This window comes from Pseudomonas salomonii, assembly GCF_900107155.1.
Lineage (GTDB): Bacteria > Pseudomonadota > Gammaproteobacteria > Pseudomonadales > Pseudomonadaceae > Aquipseudomonas > Aquipseudomonas salomonii.
In genome coordinates this window covers 760,969-782,225 of sequence record NZ_FNOX01000001.1, presented here as the reverse complement: position 1 = coordinate 782,225, position 21,257 = coordinate 760,969, and the positions used below count along the sequence as shown (strand labels likewise).

The 21,257-nt window shown below is 59.4% G+C and carries 19 protein-coding genes; 2 read left to right on the top strand and 17 right to left on the bottom strand.

Translation table 11 applies throughout. From position 1 onward, the window contains the following. Window positions 1-27 precede the first annotated feature (27 nt). Window positions 28-594, bottom strand: coding sequence for a dCTP deaminase (gene dcd, locus BLV67_RS03740; RefSeq protein ID WP_017137166.1), 567 nt, complete (start codon window positions 592-594; stop codon window positions 28-30). Window positions 595-983: 389 nt separating this feature from the next. On the opposite strand from dcd, the gene BLV67_RS03735 reads away from it, so the two are divergent. After that, complete coding sequence (locus BLV67_RS03735; protein WP_002554837.1) at window positions 984-1,193, top strand: cold-shock protein; 210 nt, start codon at window positions 984-986, stop codon at window positions 1,191-1,193. A 261-nt stretch (window positions 1,194-1,454) separates the two neighbouring features. On the opposite strand, the gene rpoS is transcribed toward BLV67_RS03735, so the two are convergent. The 8 genes from rpoS to BLV67_RS03690 form a co-directional block, all read right to left on the bottom strand. Next, a complete protein-coding gene (gene rpoS / locus BLV67_RS03725) occupies window positions 1,455-2,465 on the bottom strand; it encodes an RNA polymerase sigma factor RpoS (protein WP_056857520.1) in 1,011 nt (336 codons plus the stop codon). A gap of 106 nt (window positions 2,466-2,571) precedes the next feature. Beyond that, a complete protein-coding gene (locus BLV67_RS03720; protein WP_074854404.1) occupies window positions 2,572-3,414 on the bottom strand; it encodes a peptidoglycan DD-metalloendopeptidase family protein in 843 nt (280 codons plus the stop codon). 209 nt (window positions 3,415-3,623) lie between these two features. Further along, window positions 3,624-4,259, bottom strand: a complete 636-nt coding sequence (locus tag BLV67_RS03715) for a protein-L-isoaspartate(D-aspartate) O-methyltransferase (protein ID WP_169850588.1) — start codon at window positions 4,257-4,259, stop codon at window positions 3,624-3,626. A gap of 41 nt (window positions 4,260-4,300) precedes the next feature. Further along, window positions 4,301-5,050, bottom strand: a complete 750-nt coding sequence (surE, locus tag BLV67_RS03710) for a 5'/3'-nucleotidase SurE (RefSeq protein ID WP_017137163.1) — start codon at window positions 5,048-5,050, stop codon at window positions 4,301-4,303. Beyond that, window positions 5,038-6,096 carry a tRNA pseudouridine(13) synthase TruD gene (truD, locus tag BLV67_RS03705; RefSeq protein WP_069786244.1) on the bottom strand — a complete coding sequence of 353 codons (1,059 nt, stop codon included), beginning with the start codon at window positions 6,094-6,096 and terminating at the stop codon, window positions 5,038-5,040. Before truD ends, surE begins: the two co-directional genes overlap by 13 nt. Further along, on the bottom strand, window positions 6,093-6,566 hold the full coding sequence (gene ispF, locus BLV67_RS03700) for a 2-C-methyl-D-erythritol 2,4-cyclodiphosphate synthase (protein WP_064451170.1): 474 nt from the start codon (window positions 6,564-6,566) through the stop codon (window positions 6,093-6,095). Before ispF ends, truD begins: the two co-directional genes overlap by 4 nt. 54 nt (window positions 6,567-6,620) lie before the next feature. Beyond that, a complete protein-coding gene (gene fghA, locus BLV67_RS03695; RefSeq protein ID WP_069786243.1) occupies window positions 6,621-7,466 on the bottom strand; it encodes an S-formylglutathione hydrolase in 846 nt (281 codons plus the stop codon). A gap of 8 nt (window positions 7,467-7,474) precedes the next feature. Further along, window positions 7,475-8,587 carry an S-(hydroxymethyl)glutathione dehydrogenase/class III alcohol dehydrogenase gene (locus BLV67_RS03690; RefSeq protein WP_069786242.1) on the bottom strand — a complete coding sequence of 371 codons (1,113 nt, stop codon included), beginning with the start codon at window positions 8,585-8,587 and terminating at the stop codon, window positions 7,475-7,477. Between the two features lie 109 nt (window positions 8,588-8,696). Between BLV67_RS03690 and BLV67_RS03685 the strand changes: the two genes are divergently transcribed. Beyond that, window positions 8,697-9,593, top strand: coding sequence for a LysR substrate-binding domain-containing protein (locus BLV67_RS03685; protein WP_069786241.1), 897 nt, complete (start codon window positions 8,697-8,699; stop codon window positions 9,591-9,593). 112 nt (window positions 9,594-9,705) lie between these two features. On the opposite strand, the gene ispD is transcribed toward BLV67_RS03685, so the two are convergent. The 8 genes from ispD to dnaE all read right to left on the bottom strand — a co-directional run bounded on the left by ispD (window position 9,706) and on the right by dnaE (window position 21,185). Next, window positions 9,706-10,413 carry a 2-C-methyl-D-erythritol 4-phosphate cytidylyltransferase gene (ispD, locus tag BLV67_RS03680; protein ID WP_056857525.1) on the bottom strand — a complete coding sequence of 236 codons (708 nt, stop codon included), beginning with the start codon at window positions 10,411-10,413 and terminating at the stop codon, window positions 9,706-9,708. After that, window positions 10,410-10,688 carry a cell division protein FtsB gene (gene ftsB / locus BLV67_RS03675; RefSeq protein ID WP_017137157.1) on the bottom strand — a complete coding sequence of 93 codons (279 nt, stop codon included), beginning with the start codon at window positions 10,686-10,688 and terminating at the stop codon, window positions 10,410-10,412. Before ftsB ends, ispD begins: the two co-directional genes overlap by 4 nt. A gap of 170 nt (window positions 10,689-10,858) precedes the next feature. Beyond that, on the bottom strand, window positions 10,859-12,148 hold the full coding sequence (gene eno / locus BLV67_RS03670) for a phosphopyruvate hydratase (protein ID WP_065928985.1): 1,290 nt from the start codon (window positions 12,146-12,148) through the stop codon (window positions 10,859-10,861). Between the two features lie 157 nt (window positions 12,149-12,305). Further along, entirely contained in the window at window positions 12,306-13,151 is an 846-nt protein-coding gene (gene kdsA / locus BLV67_RS03665; protein WP_065928984.1) for a 3-deoxy-8-phosphooctulonate synthase, read from the bottom strand. 5 nt (window positions 13,152-13,156) lie between these two features. Further along, window positions 13,157-14,788, bottom strand: coding sequence for a CTP synthase (locus BLV67_RS03660; protein ID WP_056857526.1), 1,632 nt, complete (start codon window positions 14,786-14,788; stop codon window positions 13,157-13,159). A 273-nt stretch (window positions 14,789-15,061) separates the two neighbouring features. Then, window positions 15,062-16,396: a tRNA lysidine(34) synthetase TilS gene (tilS, locus tag BLV67_RS03655; protein WP_069786240.1), complete on the bottom strand. Its 1,335-nt coding sequence runs from the start codon at window positions 16,394-16,396 to the stop codon at window positions 15,062-15,064. Window positions 16,397-16,586: 190 nt separating this feature from the next. Continuing rightward, window positions 16,587-17,534 carry an acetyl-CoA carboxylase carboxyltransferase subunit alpha gene (locus BLV67_RS03650; RefSeq protein WP_065928982.1) on the bottom strand — a complete coding sequence of 316 codons (948 nt, stop codon included), beginning with the start codon at window positions 17,532-17,534 and terminating at the stop codon, window positions 16,587-16,589. 129 nt (window positions 17,535-17,663) lie between these two features. Beyond that, window positions 17,664-21,185, bottom strand: coding sequence for a DNA polymerase III subunit alpha (dnaE, locus tag BLV67_RS03645; RefSeq protein ID WP_065928981.1), 3,522 nt, complete (start codon window positions 21,183-21,185; stop codon window positions 17,664-17,666). Between the last annotated feature and the right edge of the window lie 72 nt (window positions 21,186-21,257).

Here is a 21,257-nt window from a genome sequence, read left to right as displayed (position 1 = left end):
ATTCCCTTTACGTGTAAGACCTTTCGATCAAGCGCGTGGGAGAGTGACGCCGCGCTGGCCCTGGTACTTGCCGGCACGGTCTTTATAAGACACTTCACAGGCTTCGTCGGATTGCAGGAACAGCATCTGCGCCACGCCTTCGTTGGCGTAGATCTTGGCCGGCAAGGTGGTGGTGTTGGAGAACTCCAGGGTCACGTGGCCTTCCCACTCCGGCTCAAGCGGCGTCACGTTAACGATGATGCCGCAGCGTGCGTAGGTGCTTTTACCCAGGCAGATGGTCAGCACATCACGGGGAATCCGGAAGAATTCCACGGTGCGCGCCAGGGCAAAGGAGTTTGGCGGAATGATGCACACGTCGCTTTTAACGTCGACGAAGCTCTTTTCGTCGAAGTTTTTCGGGTCGACGATCGCCGAGTTGATGTTGGTGAACACCTTGAATTCATCGGCACAGCGCACGTCGTAGCCGTAGCTGGACACACCGTAGGAAATCACGGGAGCCGCGCCTTCGCCACGGATCTGGCGTTCAACGAAGGGTTCGATCATGCCGTGTTCTTGCGCCATGCGGCGAATCCACTTGTCCGATTTGATGCTCATGGCGGGTGTCCTGAATAGCGAGGTGGAAAAATTCTGTTGGGCATCTTACCGGGGCCGGCCTTGGGGTTCAAAGGGCGCGGGGCATTTGTTGATGAATGTGCTGCCTGCCATAAGCGGCCGCCACTGTGGCCGGGGCCGACGCAGCAGCGCCAGGCGACTGTAAATACCACCGCCAGTCACGAAAATAGAGAAACCTTCGGAAATACCATTGGCACGTTCGGTAAAAACGGTTAAGGTGACGTCACTGTGTTGCTTGTGTCACTGAGAATCTCTACACGATATGTTGAATTTCGATCCAACCATCTCCAAGAATTTTTCCTGCTCTTTGCACTCAGTCTCGGCCAGGGCTTTTCCTGAGTCGCAGTTAACTTTGTTCAAGGAGTTACACCATGTCTAATCGCCAAACTGGTACCGTTAAGTGGTTCAACGATGAAAAAGGCTTCGGCTTCATCACTCCACAATCCGGTGACGACCTGTTCGTTCACTTCAAAGCTATCCAATCCGACGGCTTCAAAAGCCTGAAAGAAGGCCAACAGGTTTCTTTCATCGCTACCCGCGGTCAGAAAGGCATGCAAGCTGAAGAAGTTCAAGTTATCTAACTTGTACTGACTTAGTCGAAAAAACCCCGCCCTTAAAAGCGGGGTTTTTTTATGCCTGATCGTTCCCACGCTCTGCGTGGGAATGCCTCTTGTGACGCTCTGCGTCACGCTTGGGGACGCTCTGCGTACTGGGCTGCGTTCCCACGCAGAGCGTGGGAACGATCAGGGCAGGTACAAAAAAAATGTGGGAGCAGACTTTATGTGGAAGCTGGCAAGCCAGTTCCTACATAAAGTCTGCTCCCGCATTTTGTTCAGCGTCGCTTATTGGAACAACGACTCACTCGACAAGCCATTCTTCTCAAGGATCTCACGCAAGCGTTTGAGGCCCTCTACCTGGATCTGCCGCACCCGCTCACGGGTCAGGCCGATTTCCAGGCCTACATCCTCCAGGGTGCTGCTCTCATGGCCGCGCAGGCCGAAGCGGCGAATCACCACCTCGCGCTGCTTGTCCGTGAGCTCCGACAACCACTGGTCAATGCTTTGGGAAAGATCATCGTCCTGCAACAGCTCACAAGGATCTGTCGGGCGATCATCCGTCAGGGTGTCCAGCAGGGTTTTATCCGAATCAGGACCCAGCGAGACATCGACCGAAGACACGCGCTCATTCAAGCCGAGCATGCGCTTGACCTCTCCCACCGGTTTTTCCAGCAGGTTGGCGATTTCTTCAGGCGAAGGTTCATGATCGAGTTTTTGTGTCAGCTCACGTGCCGCCCGCAGGTAGACGTTGAGCTCCTTGACCACATGGATCGGCAACCGGATCGTGCGGGTCTGATTCATGATCGCCCGTTCGATGGTCTGGCGAATCCACCAGGTGGCATAGGTAGAGAAGCGGAAGCCCCGCTCAGGGTCGAACTTCTCCACCGCCCGGATCAAGCCCAGGTTGCCCTCCTCGATCAGGTCCAGCAGCGACAGGCCACGATTGACGTAGCGTCGGGCGATTTTCACCACCAGCCGCAGGTTGCTTTCAATCATGCGCTTGCGCCCAGCCGGATCGCCCTTTTGCGACAAGCGCGCAAAATGGACTTCTTCTTCGGGAGTCAGCAAAGGGGAAAAGCCGATTTCATTGAGATACAGCTGCGTGGCGTCGAGCGCCCGCGTGTAGTCAATGTACTTGTGTTGCTTCAACGCGGTGGAGTTCTTGGATTTGGTGCGAACTGAAGGAGTTGGAGACCCTTCATCATTCGACATCGATTCCTTTTCGGTGAGTATCTCCATTTCAAGGAGAACCTCATCGTCGATGTCAAACTCCGGCGCTTCTTTACTGAGAGCCATTGTTATAGTCCTTTGGTGAGTTCGACCTCAAGCTCAAGCGACGCCTTTATCCTTGGCAACGCTGGAGCCTGTTCCTTCTACGTGAGGGAACAGGCTGTGCAACACATCAACGACGGGGTAGGAATTGCAGCGGGTCTACAGGTTTCCCTTGGCGGCGAATCTCAAAGTGCAGTTTCACCCGGTCTGTACCAGTTGACCCCATTTCGGCAATTGTCTGTCCGACTTTGACCTGCTGCCCCTCCCGAACCAACAGCCTGCGGTTATGACCGTAGGCACTGACGTAGGTATCGCTGTGTTTGATGATGACCAGCTCGCCGTAGCCCCGTAAACCACTCCCGGCGTAAACCACTGTCCCATCAGACGCAGCTAAAACAGGCTGTCCCAAATCCCCGGCGATATCAATGCCTTTATTCAAACTACCGTTTGAAGAGAATTTTCCAATCAGCACCCCGTTTGAAGGCCATCCCCAACCGGTCGGCGCCGGCCCGGCAGGTGGCAACGGCGCAGTTGCCGGCTTGCTCGCAACCGCAGGCGCGGCGGTGCCTGCAGGCCTGGTAATGATCGTGGTTTTGCTTGAAGACGAGGCCGAAGATCCGGACTTTGTCACAACTGCCGTCGAGGCCGAACCGGTACGCCCATCGAAACGGATGGTTTGCCCCGGATGTATCGTATAGGGCACAGGAATATTGTTACGAGCTGCGAGCGCCTTGTAATCCCAGCCGTAACGGAAGGCGATCGAGAACATCGTGTCCCCCTTTCGCACTACATATTGCCCGGTGGTGACCGTCGGTTTTTGCGGCACGGCGCTGGCACCGCTTCGATCGACAACCCGAGCGCCACTGGACGGAGAGCTTGAGCAACCCACCAATAAGGAACTCAAGACGAGGCCAAGCACCAGTCGCTGAAAACTTGTTTTACTCATACGCTGCGCAAGACCTGTGAGACTCACCCGCCGCTCCCTTTGTGCTGGCCGAACATGAATGCCTGTATCAGGCTTGAAATATGTCGCAAGTATAACTGGGCATTGGCTTTTTACCGGTACACGACTGAAACGAAAAATTCATCGTGTTTAAACCCGGCGTCCAATCATGTTGACTCAATAAGCCCCGCCGTAAGACACATCCCCATCAACAGAATTCACTGTTTACAAAGAAATGATCAGGCCAGCGGGCCATTGAGCAGCGGAACGAAGCGCACGGCACCCAGTACATGCCGGGAAAAACCTTCGTCCTCACGGATAATGAGCATCAATTGTTGCACTTCGCCAGAGCCCACCGGGATGACCAGGCGCCCGCCGGGGGCGAGCTGATCGAGCAACGCCTGGGGTACGTCGGTGGCGACCGCCGTGACGATAATGCCGTTATACGGCGCCAGCGCCGGCCAGCCTTCCCAACCGTCGCCCCAACGAAACACCACGTTGCGCAGGTTGAGCTCCACCAGGCGCTCCTTGGCGCGGTCCTGCAGGACCTTGATGCGCTCCACCGAGAACACTCGTTCCACCAGTTGCGAGAGCACAGCGGTCTGGTAACCCGAGCCGGTGCCGATCTCCAGCACCTTGTCCAACGGCCCCGCCGCCAGCAACAGCTCACTCATGCGTGCAACCATATAAGGCTGCGAGATGGTCTGGTTGTGGCCAATCGGCAACGCAGTGTCTTCATAGGCGCGATGCGCCAGCGCCTCATCCACGAACAGATGCCGAGGCGTGCGCCGGATGACTTCCAGCACCTGGGCGTTGGACAGGCCTTCTTCATACAGACGCTGGATCAAACGCTCCCGGGTACGCTGGGAGGTCATCCCGATACCACGACGCAACAGGTCGTCTTGTTCACGCGCCATTAACGCAGCCCCTCAAGCCAACCATCCAGACTACTGAAGGCATCACTGAAGGTGCGATCGAGCTGCAACGGGGTAATCGAAACATAACCTTGCATCACCGCATGAAAGTCGGTGCCGGGGCCGCCATCTTCGGCATCGCCGGCGGCAGCAATCCAGTAACCTTCCTTGCCACGCGGGTCGACCACCTTCAACGGCGCTGCCGCACGGGCGCGATGGCCCAGGCGGGTCAGCTGAATGCCGCGGATATGGTCGAGGGGCAAATTGGGAATATTGACGTTGAGCACCGTGCGCGGCGGCAAGTCCAGGGAGCCGTGGGCCTCCACCAGCTTGCGGGCGAAGTACGCCGCCGTCGCCAGGTTATCCAGTTGCCGTGAGGCAAACGAAAAAGCGAACGAAGTGCGCCCCAGGAAACGCCCTTCAAGGGCCGCCGCCACGGTGCCGGAATACAGCACGTCATCGCCCAGGTTGGCGCCCAGGTTGATGCCCGACACCACCAGATCCGGCTCCTGGTCCAACAAGCTGTTGATTGCCAGGTGCACGCAGTCGGTGGGGGTGCCGTTCACGCTGATAAAGCCATTGGCCAGAACCTGCGGGTGCAGCGGACGGTCGAGCGTCAGCGAACTGCTGGCGCCGCTCTTGTCCTGGTCCGGGGCAACCACCACGCACTCGGCGTAATCCTGCAGCGCAGCATAAAGCGCGGCAAGACCGGGTGCGGTGGCACCGTCATCGTTTGATATCAGAATACGCATGGGTTGTCCGTCGGCCCCACCGGCACCAGATCAACAAGCTCGCGCACCAACACAGTGGCGAAGCATCCGGCCGGCAGGACGAATTCCAATTGCAGAATGTCAGGACCGGGATAATGCCACGTCAACCCGCCAATGGGCAGTCGCAGAATGCGACGTTCCTGGCTCATGCCGGCGCTCACCAGCCAATCGCGCAGCTCTGGCTCGCTGGCGGCAATGGTTTGCTCAAGCGTATGGGTCGCGCCGCCGGCCGGTGAATCACCCTCGCCCCACTGCGGGCCGGTGGGGTGCAGGTCCAGAATCGCCAGGCGCGGGTCGCTGCATTCAGCCTCGCCCGCCGGGAAAAAACTGCGACTGTCGGTAAACGCCAGCAGGTCACCGACCTGGGCACGCTGCCAGGAGCCGTCCGCAACCCGCGCCGCCAACACTTTGTTAAACAGAAAGCTGCGCGCGGTCGACAGCAGCCTCGAACGCACATTGCGCTGTTCCGGCAACGCCTTGCGCGCCGCCCAATCACGGGCATCCACGACATTGCCGCCGTTATGGCCGAAACGCTGGGCGCCGAAGTAGTTCGGGATGCCGTGCCGGGCGATCAGCTGCAAGCGTGCGTCAATGGCGGCGGTATCGCCGGCCAATTGGGTCAGGCGCAGGGTAAAGCCGTTGGCCGAATGCGCGCCGCGTTGCAGCTTGCGCCTGTGGCGGCCCATCTTAAGAATCTTGAGGGTGTCGTTTTCGGCGCCGCTCATGTCCGGGTCGGCCTTGCCTGGCAATTGCACGCTGAACCACTGACGGGTCAACGCCTGACGATCCTTGAGCCCGGCGTAGCTGACGGTGCGCAAGGGCACGCCGGCAGCCTTGGCGATACGGCGCGCAGCCTCTTCGGTATTCAGGCCGCGCTTTTCGACCCACAGCCACAGGTGCTCACCGTCGCCGCTCAGGGGAATGTCCAGCACTTCGTCGACCTGGAAATCTTCAGCCGTCGCTTTCAAAACCGCGCGGCCCAGGGCCTCGCCATAGGCACGCGGGCCCAGCAATTGCAGATCATTCATGCGCGCAGCAACAAGGCGACGGAGTGCACCGCGATGCCCTCTTCCCGGCCGGTAAACCCGAGCTTTTCGGTGGTGGTGGCTTTCACGTTGACTTGATCCAATTCAATTTGCAGGTCGGCGGCAATCAGCGCGCGCATCGACTCGATATGCGGGGCCATTTTCGGTGCCTGGGCCACGATGGTGTTGTCGACGTTGCCGACCTTCCAGCCCTTGGCGTGGATCAGGCCGACCACATGGCGCAACAACACACGGCTGTCCGCGCCCTTGAAGCTCGGGTCGGTGTCTGGAAAGTGCTTGCCGATATCGCCCAACGCGGCCGCGCCGAGCAGAGCATCGCTCAAGGCGTGCAGCACAACGTCGCCGTCGGAATGAGCCAGCAACCCATGGTGGTGTGCAATGCGCACGCCGCCCAAGGTGATGAAATCGCCTTCAGCGAAACGGTGCACATCATAGCCGTGGCCAATACGCATAAAAAAACGCCCCGATTTAATTCAGGGCGTGATTCTACCTACTTTTGCCTCACATTAACCGAGCAAAGCACGACCATGATGTCGCAAATGGTCTTCGATGAAGCTGGCGATAAAGAAGTAGCTGTGGTCATAACCCGGCTGCAGGCGCAGTTCCAGCGGATGGTTGGCGGCCTTGGCCGCTTGCTGCAACGCCTCAGGCTTAAGCTGCACGGCAAGGAAATCGTCGCGATCACCCTGTTCTACCAGCAACGGCAGCTTTTCCGAGGCTTCGCTGATCAGCACGCAGGCATCCCACTCGCGCCATTTGGCGCGTTCTTCGCCCAGGTAACGGGAGAAGGCTTTCTGGCCCCACGGGCAATCCATCGGGTTGTTGATCGGCGAAAACGCCGACACCGATTGGTAACGCCCCGGGTTGCGCAAGGCACACACCAGCGCACCGTGACCGCCCATGGAGTGGCCGCTGATGCCGCGCTTGTCCGAAGCCGGGAAATGCGCTTCAACCAAGGCAGGCAATTCCTGCACGACATAGTCATGCATCCGATAGTGCTTGGCCCAGGGTTCCTGCGTGGCATTCAGGTAGAAGCCGGCGCCGAGGCCAAAGTCCCAGGCGTTGTCCGGGTCGCCCGGCACACCCGGCCCACGCGGGCTGGTGTCGGGTGCGACGATGATCAACCCAAGCTCGGCGGCCATGCGCTGGGCGCCGGCCTTTTGCATGAAGTTCTCATCGGTGCAGGTCAGCCCCGACAGCCAGTACAGCACTGGCAACTTGCCGCCCTGCTCCGCCTGTGGCGGCAAGTAGACGGCGAACGTCATGTCGCAACCGAGCACATCGGAATGATGCTTGTAGCGTTTATGCCAGCCGCCGAAGCTCTTCTGGCACGACAGGTTTTCCAGGTTCATGGCCGACCTCAGAAGTGGATGACGGTACGAATGCTCTTGCCTTCATGCATCAGGTCAAACGCTTTGTTGATGTCTTCCAGGCCCATGGTGTGGGTGATAAAGGTGTCCAGCGGGATCTCGCCGGTCAGGGCCATTTCCACATAGCTTGGCAATTCGGTGCGGCCGCGCACGCCGCCGAACGCCGACCCGCGCCAGACGCGGCCGGTGACCAGCTGGAATGGGCGGGTGGAAATTTCCTGGCCGGCACCGGCCACACCGATGATCACCGACTCGCCCCAGCCTTTGTGGCAGCACTCAAGCGCGGCGCGCATCAGTTGTACGTTGCCGATGCACTCAAAGGAGAAGTCCACGCCGCCGTCGGTCAAGTCGACGATCACGTCCTGGATTGGGCGGTCGTAGTCTTTCGGGTTAATGCAGTCGGTGGCGCCCAGTTGCTTGGCGATTTCGAACTTGGCCGGGTTAATGTCGATGGCAATGATGCGACCGGCCTTGGCTTTCACCGCGCCGATCACCGCCGACAGGCCGATGCCGCCAAGGCCGAAGATGGCCACGGTGTCGCCTGGCTTGACCTTGGCGGTGTTGATCACTGCACCGATGCCGGTGGTAACGCCACAGCCCAGCAGGCAGACTTTTTCCAGCGGTGCTTCTTTAGGGATCTTGGCCACGGAGATTTCCGGCAACACGGTGTACTCGGAGAAAGTCGAGGTACCCATGTAATGGAAAATCGGCTGGCCCTTGTAGGAGAAACGCGTGGTGCCGTCGGGCATCAGGCCTTTGCCCTGGGTGGAGCGGATGGCCTGGCACAGGTTGGTCTTGCCCGACAGGCAGAATTTGCACTTGCCGCATTCCGGGGTGTACAGCGGGATCACGTGGTCGCCAACCGCGACCGAGGTCACGCCCTCGCCGATCGCTTCAACCACCGCACCGCCCTCGTGACCGAGGATCGACGGGAAGATGCCTTCCGGGTCGGCGCCCGACAAGGTGTAGGCGTCGGTATGGCACACGCCGGACGCAACCACACGCAACAGCACCTCGCCGGCCTTGGGCATGGCGACATCCACTTCAACAATCTCAAGGGGCTTTTTCGCTTCGAAGGCTACGGCGGCGCGAGACTTGATCATCCGGGTTTCTCCAGGGAGTTAAAAACTGAGGCAGTGAGTGTAAAACATGGCTCAGTGATGAATAATCCAGGCAAAAGCAAAACATTATTGCCATACAGGGATAATCAACATGCTGGAAAACCGCTGGGAAGGCATCGATGAGTTCGTTGCTGTGGCCGAGTGCAGCCAGTTCACGGCGGCGGCCGAGCGCCTTGGGGTTTCTTCATCGCATATCAGCCGGCAGGTGGCGCGCCTGGAAGAACGGCTGCAAACGCGCTTGCTCTACCGCAGTACGCGCAAGGTAACCCTGACCGAAGCCGGCCAGACCTTTCTGCAACATTGCCAGCGCTTGCAGGATGGTCGTGAAGAAGCCTTGCGCGCGGTGGGCGATCTAACCAGCGAGCCAAAAGGCATGTTGCGCATGACCTGTGCGGTGGCGTATGGGGAGCGCTTTATCGTGCCGTTGGTCACGCGGTTCATGGGGCTGTACCCGCAACTGCGCGTGGACATCGAATTGAGTAATCGCCAGTTGGACCTGGTGCACGAGGGGCTGGACCTGGCGATTCGCCTGGGGCGCTTGCAAGACTCACGCATGGTCGCCAGCCGCCTGGCGCCTCGGCGCATGTACCTGTGCGCGTCGCCGTCCTACCTGGCGCGGTATGGTCGGCCACATAGTTTGTCGGAATTGAGTCGGCATAACTGCCTGATCGGCAGCTCGGATATCTGGCAACTGGCTCAGGATGGGCGGGAATTTTCCCAACGGGTGCAGGGAAACTGGCGCTGCGACAGTGGGCAGGCGGTACTGGACGCGGCGCTGCAAGGGGTTGGGTTGTGCCAACTGCCGGATTATTACGTGCTGGAACATTTGCACAGTGGCGCGCTGGTGTCATTGCTGGAGGCGCATCAACCGCCGAATACGGCGGTGTGGGCGTTGTATCCGCAGCAGCGGCATTTGTCGCCGAAGGTTCGCAAACTGGTGGACTTTTTGAAGGCAGGATTGGCTGAAAGGCCGGAGTACTGTGGCTGATTATTCGGCGCCTGTACCGGCCTCATCGCGGGCAAGCCCGGCTCCCACAAGGGAATGCATTTCAAAGGTGGGAGCTGGCTTGCCTGCGATGAAGTCGACACGGTTTAACTGACTACCTGCGGTTAGCCCACCGCAACCTGAGCCATTCAAGATCTTCCGGCCGGGTCACCTTGATGTTGTCCGATCGCCCCTCGATCAAGCGCGGCGCTTGACCGGACCATTCCATGGCCGAGGCTTCATCGGTGATCACCGCATCGGCCACCAGGCTGTCAGCCAAGGCGCGGTGCAAGGCGCCAAGGCGAAACATCTGCGGCGTATACGCCTGCCAGATCAGGCTGCGGTCGACGGTTTCGACCACACGGCCATGCTTGTCGACGCGTTTGAGCGTGTCGCGAGCCGGCACGGCCAGCAGGCCACCAACGGGATCATCGGCCAGTTCAGCCAGGAGTTTGTCGAGGTCATCCCGGCTCAGGTTCGGCCGCGCTGCGTCATGCACCAGCACCCAGTCATCATCACTGGCGCCCAGGGCGTTGAGTTGCAACAACGCATTGAGCACCGAGCCCGAGCGCTCGTCGCCGCCGTCCGCACGCACGATGCGTGGGTCGTTGGCACACGGCAGGTTTGGCCAGTAAGGATCATCAACAGCAAGACTGACCACCAGCCCCTTGAGGCCTGGATGGTCGAGAAAACAGCCAAGGCTGTGTTCCAGAATAGTGCGTCCGCCCAGTTGCAGATACTGCTTGGGACGGTCCGCAGCCATACGGGCACCCACGCCCGCGGCAGGAATCACGGCCCAGAAGGCCGGTAAAGACTCAATCATTGGGCCAACTGGTAGAGGGTTTCACCCTCCTTGACCATGCCCAACTCATGGCGAGCCCGCTCTTCAACGGTCTCCGTACCTTTTTTCAGCTCAAGCACTTCGGCATCGAGGACGCGGTTGCGCTCCAGCAGACGTTCGTTTTCGGCATGCTGGTCGGCAATCTGCTGGGTCAACTCTTTTACCTGCGCAAAGCTGCCATTACCCACCCATAGGCGGTATTGCAGGCCAGCCAGCAACAAGAGCAAGACGAGGAACAACCAATTGGGACTGCGCATCGAAATCCGGGTATCCAGTAAAAAAAGACAGCCATGTAAAACTTTTACAGCAACTGATAGCACGAAGCCTGGAAGACCCAGGCTTGTGCTTGATAGCCGTCAGATTAGCGCCGAAATACACACTGTCGTGAACTTTCCGACACAATCCTTAGACTTTTACCACTTAACAATCAGCCGCGAAACTCGCTGCGACCGTTGTACTTGGCCTTACCTGCCAGTTGCTCTTCGATACGCAGCAATTGGTTGTACTTGGACACGCGGTCGGAACGGCACAGCGAACCGGTCTTGATCTGGCCTGCCGAGGTGCCCACAGCCAGATCGGCAATGGTCGAGTCTTCGGTTTCGCCGGAGCGGTGCGAGATCACGGCAGTGTAGCCCGCAGCCTTGGCCATCTGGATGGCTTCCAGGGTTTCGGTCAGGGTGCCGATCTGGTTGAACTTGATCAGGATCGAGTTGGCGATCTTTTTGTCGATGCCTTCTTTCAGGATCTTGGTGTTGGTGACGAACAGGTCGTCGCCCACCAGCTGGATTTTCTCGCCGATCTTGTCGGTAAGGACTTTCCAGCCATCCCAGTCGGACTCGTCCAGGCCATCTTCGATCGAGATGATCGGGTAGCGCTCGGTCAGGCCTTTGAGGTAGTCGGCAAAACCTTCCGATGTGAACACGTGGCCTTCGCCGGACAGGTTGTATTTGCCGTCTTCGTAAAATTCGCTGGCCGCGCAGTCCAGGGCCAGGGTCACGTCGGTGCCCAGCTTGTAGCCGGCATTGGCCACGGCTTCGGAGATGACTTTGAGTGCATCTTCGTTGGACGCCAGGTTCGGCGCGAAACCACCTTCGTCACCGACCGCAGTGCTCAGGCCACGGGCCTTCAGCACAGCCTTGAGGTGATGGAAAATCTCGGTACCCATGCGCAGGCCTTCGGAGAAGGTCTTGGCGCCCACCGGCTGCACCATGAATTCCTGGATGTCGACGTTGTTATCGGCGTGCTCACCACCGTTGATGATGTTCATCATCGGCACCGGCATCGAGTAAACACCCGGGGTGCCGTTCAGGTTGGCGATGTGCGCGTACAGCGGCAGGTCCTGGTCCTGTGCAGCAGCCTTGGCAGCGGCCAGGGACACGGCGAGGATGGCGTTGGCGCCCAGGCTGCCTTTGTTTTCGGTGCCGTCGAGCTTGATCATCGCGTGGTCCAGGGCTTTCTGGTCCAGCGGGTCTTTGCCCAGCAACAGGTCACGGATCGGGCCGTTGATGTTGGCTACAGCTTTGAGTACACCTTTGCCCAGGTAACGGCTCTTGTCGCCATCGCGCAGTTCCAGCGCTTCGCGCGAACCGGTAGACGCACCGGACGGCGCGCAGGCGCTGCCGATGATGCCGTTATCGAGAAGCACGTCGGCTTCGACGGTGGGGTTGCCACGGGAGTCGAGAACTTCACGACCTTTGATGTCGACGATTTTTGCCATTGTTGTAAACACTCCAAAGTTGACGAAAACGACGCAGCTGTAGGAAATCTTTTGACCGACCGCAAGGGTGGAACAACAGGGCAGGCTTGCAGGCGACAAGGCTCAGGCCCGCAGGCCTGAGCGTTTAGCGTGGGATACTTTACCGGAGAAACGCGGCTTACGCGGTCTCTACCGTCGGAAAACTCTTGACCAGTTCGTCCAACTGCTTCAACTGGGCCAAAAACGGCTCCAGCTTGTCCAGGCGCAGGGCGCAAGGGCCGTCGCACTTGGCGTTGTCCGGGTCCGGGTGAGCTTCCAGGAACAGGCCCGCCAGCGACTGGCTGATGCCCGCCTTGGCCAGGTCCAGCACCTGGGCACGTCGCCCGCCAGCGGAATCGGCGCGACCACCGGGCATTTGCAGCGCGTGGGTCACGTCGAAGAACACCGGGTATTCGAACTGTTTCATGATGCCGAAACCGAGCATGTCCACCACGAGGTTGTTGTAGCCGAAGCTCGAACCGCGTTCGCAGAGGATCAACTGGTCGTTACCCGCTTCCACGCACTTGTTCAGGATGTGTTTCATTTCCTGGGGCGCGAGAAACTGGGCTTTTTTGATATTGATCACAGCGCCGGTCTTGGCCATCGCCACGACCAGATCGGTCTGGCGCGACAGGAAGGCCGGCAACTGGATGATGTCGCACACCTCGGCGACCACGGCAGCCTGTTCAGGCTCGTGGACGTCGGTGATGATCGGCACGCCGAAGGCTTGCTTGATGTCCTGGAAGATCCGCATGCCTTCTTCGAGGCCGGGCCCACGATAGGAGGTCACGGACGAGCGGTTGGCCTTGTCGAAGCTGGCCTTGAATACGTAAGGGATACCGAGCTTCTCGGTCACTTTTACGTACGCTTCACAGACCTGCATCGCCATGTCACGGCTTTCCAGCACGTTCATGCCGCCGAACAGCACCATGGGCTTGTCGTTGGCAATCTCGATGTCGCCTACGCGAATGATCTTCTGGGCCATCAGGTTTACGCCTTCTTCTGATGTTGCGTCAGTGCTGCTTTAACGAAACCGCTGAACAACGGGTGACCGTCGCGCGGGGTCGAGGTGAACTCAGGGTGGAACTGGCAGGCCACGAACCACGGATGATCCGGTGCCTCGACCACCTCAACCAGCTTGCCATCACCGGAGCGACCGGAGATTTTCAGGCCGGCTTCTTTGATCTGCGGCAGCAGGTTGTTGTTCACTTCGTAGCGGTGACGGTGACGCTCGACGATCACGTCCTTACCGTAGCAGTCGTGAACCAGCGAACCCGGCTCCAGCAGGCAGTCCTGCGCGCCAAGGCGCATGGTGCCGCCCAGGTCGGAGGTTTCGGTGCGGGTTTCAACGGCGCCGGTGGCGTCTTCCCACTCGGTGATCAGGCCCACGACCGGGTGGCCGCTGGTGTGATCGAACTCGGTGGAGTTGGCGTCTTTCCAGCCCAGCACGTTACGGGCGAACTCGATAACGGCCACTTGCATGCCCAGGCAGATACCCAGGTATGGCACTTTGTTTTCACGGGCGTATTGAACGGCAGTGATCTTGCCTTCCACGCCACGCAGGCCGAAACCGCCGGGTACGAGGATCGCGTCAACACCTTCGAGCAGCGCAGTGCCCTGGTTCTCGATGTCTTCGGAGTCGATGTAGCGCAGGTTGACCTTGGTACGGTTGCTGATACCGGCGTGGCTCATCGCTTCGATCAACGACTTGTACGCGTCCAGCAGTTCCATGTACTTGCCGACCATGGCGATGGTGACTTCGTGCTCAGGGTTGAGCTTGGCGTCGACGACCGCTTCCCATTCGGAGAGGTCGGCACTGCCGCACTGCAGACCGAAGCGCTCGACCACAAAATCATCCAGGCCTTGCGCATGCAGGATGCCCGGGATCTTGTAGATGGTGTCGGCGTCTTCCAGGCCAATCACCGCACGTTCTTCAACGTTGGTGAATTGCGCGATCTTGCGACGCGAGGAAATGTCGATCGGGTGATCGGAGCGACAGATCAGTACGTCCGGCTGCAGGCCGATGGAACGCAGTTCCTTGACGGAATGCTGGGTCGGCTTGGTTTTGGTCTCGCCGGCGGTGGCGATGTACGGCACCAGGGTAAGGTGCATCAGCATCGCGCGCTTGGCGCCGATTTCGAAACGCAGTTGGCGGATGGCTTCGAGGAACGGTTGGGATTCGATGTCACCTACAGTGCCACCAATCTCGACCATTGCCACGTCGGCATCGCCTGCACCCTTGATGATGCGGCGCTTGATTTCGTCGGTGATGTGCGGGATCACCTGGATGGTTGCACCCAGGTAGTCACCACGACGCTCTTTGCGCAGCACGTGCTCGTAGACACGGCCGGTGGTGAAGTTGTTGTTCTGGGTCATGGTCGTGCGGATGAACCGCTCGTAGTGGCCCAGGTCCAGGTCGGTTTCGGCGCCGTCGTGAGTGACGAACACTTCACCGTGCTGGAACGGGCTCATGGTGCCCGGGTCAACGTTGATGTACGGGTCCAGCTTGAGCATGGTGACCTTAAGTCCCCGCGCCTCCAGGATGGCCGCCAATGAAGCGGAGGCAATGCCTTTCCCCAATGAAGAAACAACACCGCCCGTGACGAATATGTAGCGCGTCATGAAAAACCCTAGAAGTCTGCGTTAAAGCGGTCCGAGCCGCCGGGGAAAGCGAAGGAAGGCCGAAGCCCCCGATCACCTGCATTAATCACAGTGCACCTTTCAAAAAAACCGCCGCGTGGTGACAGACCAGCAATGAAACACCGGTACGTTGATCGCTACACATTTTTTGGAATCGCCCAGCAAAGACTGCTTGGTAATCGGCAACTGCTGCGATTCAGCTGAATCCACAGAAGTTGTATCAAGAAGGGAGCGTAGTCTACCGGAAAGCCTCTATCAGCTCAAACCTTGATCGCATGTCTGTGGCATCCAATGTAATTGCCAGTTGCCCGTCGAGCTGGCCCATAACCCCGCGAGGGTTGGGACAGCGAGCAATTGCTCGCCCTGATAGAGCAGCGGCAATCTGCCACGCATGAAGCCTGGCAAGCCACTTTCATTCAGCAGGCGCTTCAGGTCGCGCCGGCCTCGACCTGGCACATCGATGATTTCGCCACCTTGGCGATAACGAATCACCAACGGGCCTGCGGGCGCCTCACCACTCAATCTCAACTGACCATTACCGGGTAACTCTAGTGGGTTTTGCGGATGGGGCCAGCTCACCGGCGTGTCGGAAAACTCTGAGTAGGTGGAAGGCAGCCACCACACGCGCTCGCCGCTGCGGTGCAACTGACCATCGGCCAGGCGCCACAGCGGTTGCGCATCACCCTTGGCATCCCGCAAGGCATACCAACCGGCCCAGTGGTCGCTGTCGGGTAAACGCGTCAGCGGCGTCAGCCAATGGCGCAGGGCATTGCGCTGGCGGGCGTCGGAAAGCCCGCGCAAGGGAGCGAGGGCCAATGACGGCAAGGCCAGCCAGGGAAACGGCGAAGGTGGGTCGGCGGCTTGCAGGTCAATGACGGCCAATTCGTCGAGCAAGGCCTGGGCTTCGCTCAAGTGCTCGGCAGTACGGGCCAGGCTGGCGACGGCTTGGGGCCAGCGCTCGGTCAGCAGCGGGAACACACGATGGCGCAAGTAATTGCGTGCAAACCGGGAATCGGCGTTGGAAGGGTCTTCGATCCACTGCAACTGATGCTGCTGCGCATAGGCTTGCAGCTCGGCGCGTGAGACATCCAGCAACGGCCGTACCAAGTGTCCGTCAGCCAAGTGCGCCCCCGCCAATGGGCGATGCGCCGGCATGGCCGCCAAGCCTCGCACCCCCGCGCCGCGCAACAGGCGAAACAGCAGGGTTTCGGCTTGGTCGTCACGATGCTGGCCGGTGAGCAGCACCTGCCCTGCCCCGGTCACCTCGGTAAACGCCCGGTAGCGCGCATCACGCGCTGCACGTTCAAGGCTGGCACCCGACTGGACTTGCACGCGCATCACCTGCAAAGGCACGCCCAGCTCGTCACAGACGGCTTGGCAATGACCTGGCCAGGCATCGGCGGCCGCTTGCAGGCCATGGTGAACATGGATTGCGCTGAGGGGCGGCAGGGTTTCGGTGTTTGCCAGGGAGGCCAGGAAGTGCAGCAGGACGGTGGAATCAAGGCCGCCAGAAAAGGCGACATGCCAGGCGGGGGCGTTGCGCCAAGGGGTGAGGTTTTGCAGGAGTTTGGCGGTCAGGGTGGGCTTCATAGCAAAGTACGCCATCAATCTGGAAAGCGATAACCCAGCATACACAAAGCAAATGTGGGAGCGGGCTTGTGTGGGAGCCGGGCTTGCCCGCGATGCAGACAACTCGGTTTATCTGTTACACCGAGTTGATGCTATCGCAGGCAAGCCAGCTCCCACATAAGCCAGCTCCCACATTGGGTACTGCGTCGACTTAGAGGCCGTAGCTCATCAGGCGCTCATAACGACGCTTGAGCAGCGCTTCATTGTCCAGCTTCTTGAGCATCGCCAGTTGCGAACCCAGCTCGGCACGGATAGTCGCAGCAGCGGCAGCCGGGTCGCGATGGGCGCCGCCCAATGGCTCGGCGATAACCTTATCCACGATGCCCAGGCCTTTGAGGCGATCGGCGGTGATACCCATGGCTTCGGCAGCGTCCGGGGCTTTTTCGGCGGTTTTCCACAGAATCGAGGCGCAACCTTCCGGCGAAATCACCGCGTAGGTCGAATATTGCAGCATGTTCAGTTGGTCGCAGACGCCAATGGCCAGCGCACCGCCGGAACCACCTTCACCAATCACGGTGGCGATGATCGGGGTTTTCAAGCGGGACATCACACGCAGGTTCCAGGCAATCGCTTCGCTCTGGTTGCGCTCTTCGGCGTCGATACCCGGGTAGGCACCCGGGGTGTCGATGAAGGTCAGGATCGGCATCTTGAAGCGTTCGGCCATTTCCATCAGGCGGCAGGCCTTGCGGTAGCCTTCCGGGCGCGGCATGCCGAAGTTGCGACGCACCTTTTCACGCACTTCACGGCCTTTCTGGTGACCGATCACCATCACTGGCTGGTCGTCCAGGCGAGCGATACCGCCCACGATGGCTGCGTCGTCAGAGAAGTGGCGGTCGCCATGCAGCTCGTCGAACTCGGTGAAAATGTGCTGAATGTAGTCCAGGGTGTACGGACGGCGCGGGTGGCGGGCCAGGCGCGCGATCTGCCAGCTGGTCAGCTTGCCGAAGATGTCTTCGGTGAGCGAGCTGCTCTTGTCTTGCAGGCGAGCGATCTCATCGCCGATATTCAGCGAATTGTCATTGCCGACCAGGCGCAGTTCTTCAATCTTGGCTTGCAGGTCAGCGATCGGCTGTTCGAAATCAAGAAAATTCGGGTTCATAAGCGTCCGTCTTGGGTCGACGGCCAGGGAGTGCCTGGCCAGCCGGTTGTCTATTCGCGCCCTACCTTAAGGGAGAGGCGCGTTTAGGTCGAGATTAAATGTTCAGCCGAGATCAGACTTATCTGACCGTCAGCGGTATTGGAGGAAGACGTTGTCTCGCCCGAACTGGTCACGCAAAGCTTGAATCAAGCCATCAGCGGGATCAATTCGCCACGTCTCGCCAAACTGCAACATCGCCTTGGCGTCGTTGCCGGTGTACTCCATGGTCACCGGGCACGCGCCGCGGTGACGTTTGAGCAGGTCACCCAACCAGCGTAGCTGATCGCCTTTGAGGGCTTCGGTCTTGACCTTCAGGCGCAGGCTTTCGGCCAGGTTGGTGCGCGCATCTTCCATGCTCATCACCCGCTTGATCCGCAGGCGCAGGCCGCCGGAGAAGTCATCGTTGCTGACCTCACCCTCCACCACCACCATGGCATCGGTCTGCAGCAGCGACTGCGCGGAGTGGAACGCATCGGCAAACAGCGACGCCTCGATGCGACCCGAGCGGTCATCAAGGGTAATAAAGCCCATTTTGTCGCCCTTCTTATTTTTCATCACCCGCAGGGCGATGATCATGCCGGCGACGGTCTGGGTATCGCGCGCCGGCTTCAGATCGATGATGCGCTGGCGGGCGAAACGGCGTATTTCACCCTCGTACTCGTCAATCGGGTGACCGGTCAGGTACAGGCCCAGGGTGTCCTTCTCACCTTTGAGACGCTCCTTGAGGGTCAGTTCCTTGGCCTTGCGATGGTTGGCATAAACGTCGGCATCTTCCTCGACAAACAGCCCGCCAAACAGGTCGGCGTGGCCGCTGTCATGGGTGCGGGCGGTCTGTTCGGCGGCCTTGATCGCTTCTTCCATGGCGGTGAGCAGCACCGCACGGTTGCGGTCGATATTCGCCTGGTAAGCCTTGGGCTCATCATGGAAATACGGGCCGAGACGGTCAAGTGCCCCACTGCGGATCAAACCATCGAGGGTGCGCTTGTTGATACGCTTAAGGTCGACCCGTGCGCAGAAGTCGAACAGATCCTCGAACGGCCCGTGCTGACGCGCCTCGGTGATCGCTTCGACCGGGCCTTCGCCCACGCCCTTGATGGCGCCCAGGCCATAGATGATGCGGCCTTCGTCGTTCACCGTGAACTTGAACTCCGAGGCGTTCACGTCCGGCGCGTCGAGGCGCAGCTTCATGGTGCGCACTTCCTCGATCAAGGTCACGACCTTGTCGGTGTTGTGCATATCCGCCGAGAGTACCGCCGCCATGAACGGCGCCGGGTAGTGGGCTTTCAGCCACGCGGTCTGGTACGACACCAGGCCGTAGGCGGCAGAGTGGGATTTGTTGAAGCCGTAACCGGCGAACTTCTCTACCAGGTCGAAAATGTTACCGGCCAGGTCCGCGTCGATATTGTTGGTGGCGCAACCCTCAATGAAACCACCGCGCTGCTTGGCCATTTCCTCGGGTTTTTTCTTACCCATGGCGCGACGCAGCATGTCTGCGCCGCCGAGGGTGTAACCCGCCATCACCTGGGCAATCTGCATCACCTGTTCTTGATACAGGATGATGCCGTAGGTCGGTGCCAGTACCGGCTTGAGGCCTTCATACTGGTAATCGGAGTGCGGATACGCCAGTTCGGCGCGGCCGTGCTTACGGTTGATAAAGTCGTCCACCATGCCCGATTGCAGCGGGCCAGGACGGAACAGGGCCACCAGTGCGATCAAGTCTTCCAGGCAGTCGGGCTTGAGCTTTTTGATCAGCTCTTTCATGCCGCGCGACTCAAGCTGGAACACCGCCGTGGTTTCGGCTTTTTGCAGCAGCTGGTAGGTAGGTTTGTCATCCAGCGGGATAAACGCGATATCCAGCGGCTCCTCGTCGACCTTGGCGCGTTCGCGGTTGATGGTCTTGAGCGCCCAGTCGATGATCGTCAGGGTTCGCAGGCCGAGGAAGTCGAACTTCACCAGGCCGGCCGCCTCCACATCATCCTTGTCGAACTGGGTGACCAGGCCATCGCCTTCTTCATCGCAATAAATCGGCGAAAAATCAGTGAGCTTGGTCGGCGCAATCACCACACCGCCGGCGTGTTTACCGACGTTACGCACCACACCTTCGAGTTTGCGCGCCATGTCCCAGATTTCGGCGGCTTCTTCATCGACCTTGATAAAGTCGCGCAGGATTTCTTCCTGCTCATAAGCCTTCTCAAGGGTCATGCCGACTTCAAACGGAATCATCTTCGACAGACGGTCCGCCAGGCCGTAGGACTTACCCTGCACCCGCGCTACGTCGCGGATTACGGCCTTGGCCGCCATGGAACCGAAGGTGATGATCTGGCTCACGGCGTTGCGGCCGTATTTCTCGGCCACGTACTCGATCACACGGTCGCGACCGTCCATGCAGAAGTCGACGTCGAAGTCGGGCATGGAAACCCGTTCCGGGTTCAGGAACCGTTCGAACAGCAGGTCGTATTCCAGCGGGTCAAGGTCGGTGATCTTCTGCACATAAGCCACCAGCGACCCGGCACCCGAACCCCGGCCTGGGCCTACCGGCACGCCGTTGCTCTTGGCCCACTGGATAAAGTCCATCACGATCAGGAAGTAACCGGGGAACCCCATCTGGATAATGATATCCAGCTCGAAATTCAGCCGGTCAACGTAGACCTGGCGCTTGGCCTCATAGTCTTCGGTGGTGTCCTTGGGCAGCAGAACGCTTAAGCGCTCTTCCAGGCCGTCGAACGACACCTTGCGGAAATACTCGTCGATGGTCATGCCATCGGGAATCGGGAAGTTGGGCAGGAAGTGCTTGCCCAGCTTCACTTCAATATTGCAGCGCTTGGCGATTTCGACCGAGTTTTCCAACGCCTCAGGCAGGTCGCTGAACAGCTCGGCCATTTCATCGGCACTTTTGAGGTACTGCTCTTCGCTGTAGTTCTTGGAGCGACGCGGGTCATCCAGGGCCCGGCCTTCGCCGATGCACACACGGGTTTCGTGGGCCTCGAAATCTTCTTTCTTGATAAAGCGCACATCGTTGGTCGCAACCAGCGGCGCGCCCAGCTTGTCGGCCAGGGCCACGGCGGCGTGCAGGTGCTCTTCATCGTTGGGGCGGTTGGTGCGCTGAACTTCCAGGTAGAAGCGATCGGGGAAGACGTCCATCCACTCGCGAGCCAGCACTTCGGCTTCCTGGGGGTTGCCGCCCAGCAGCGCGATACCGATCTCACCTTCCTTGGCGGCCGAGAGCATGATCACGCCCTCGCTCGCCTCGGCTACCCATTCACGCTCGATAATGATCGAGCCGTTGCGCTGGCCGTCGATAAACCCGCGGGAGATCAATTCGGTGAGGTTGCGATAACCCACGCCATTCATCGCCAACAGGCTGATGCGACTCAGTGGGTTATCCGGGTCTTTGTTCGACAGCCACAGGTCGACGCCACAGATCGGCTTGATGCCGGCGCCCATGGCGTTTTTGTAGAATTTGACCAGGGAACACATGTTGTTTTGATCGGTAACCGCCACCGCAGGCATGTTCATGCCCACCAGGGTTTTGACCAGCGGTTTGATCCGTACCAGGCCGTCGACCAGGGAGTATTCAGTGTGCAGGCGCAGGTGAACGAATGAAGCCGGCATAGTGATCCTGTCTAAAAACTTAGAAACAACAAGGCCCGGGATTGTACCGGGCCTTGAGCAAAACATCAGCCT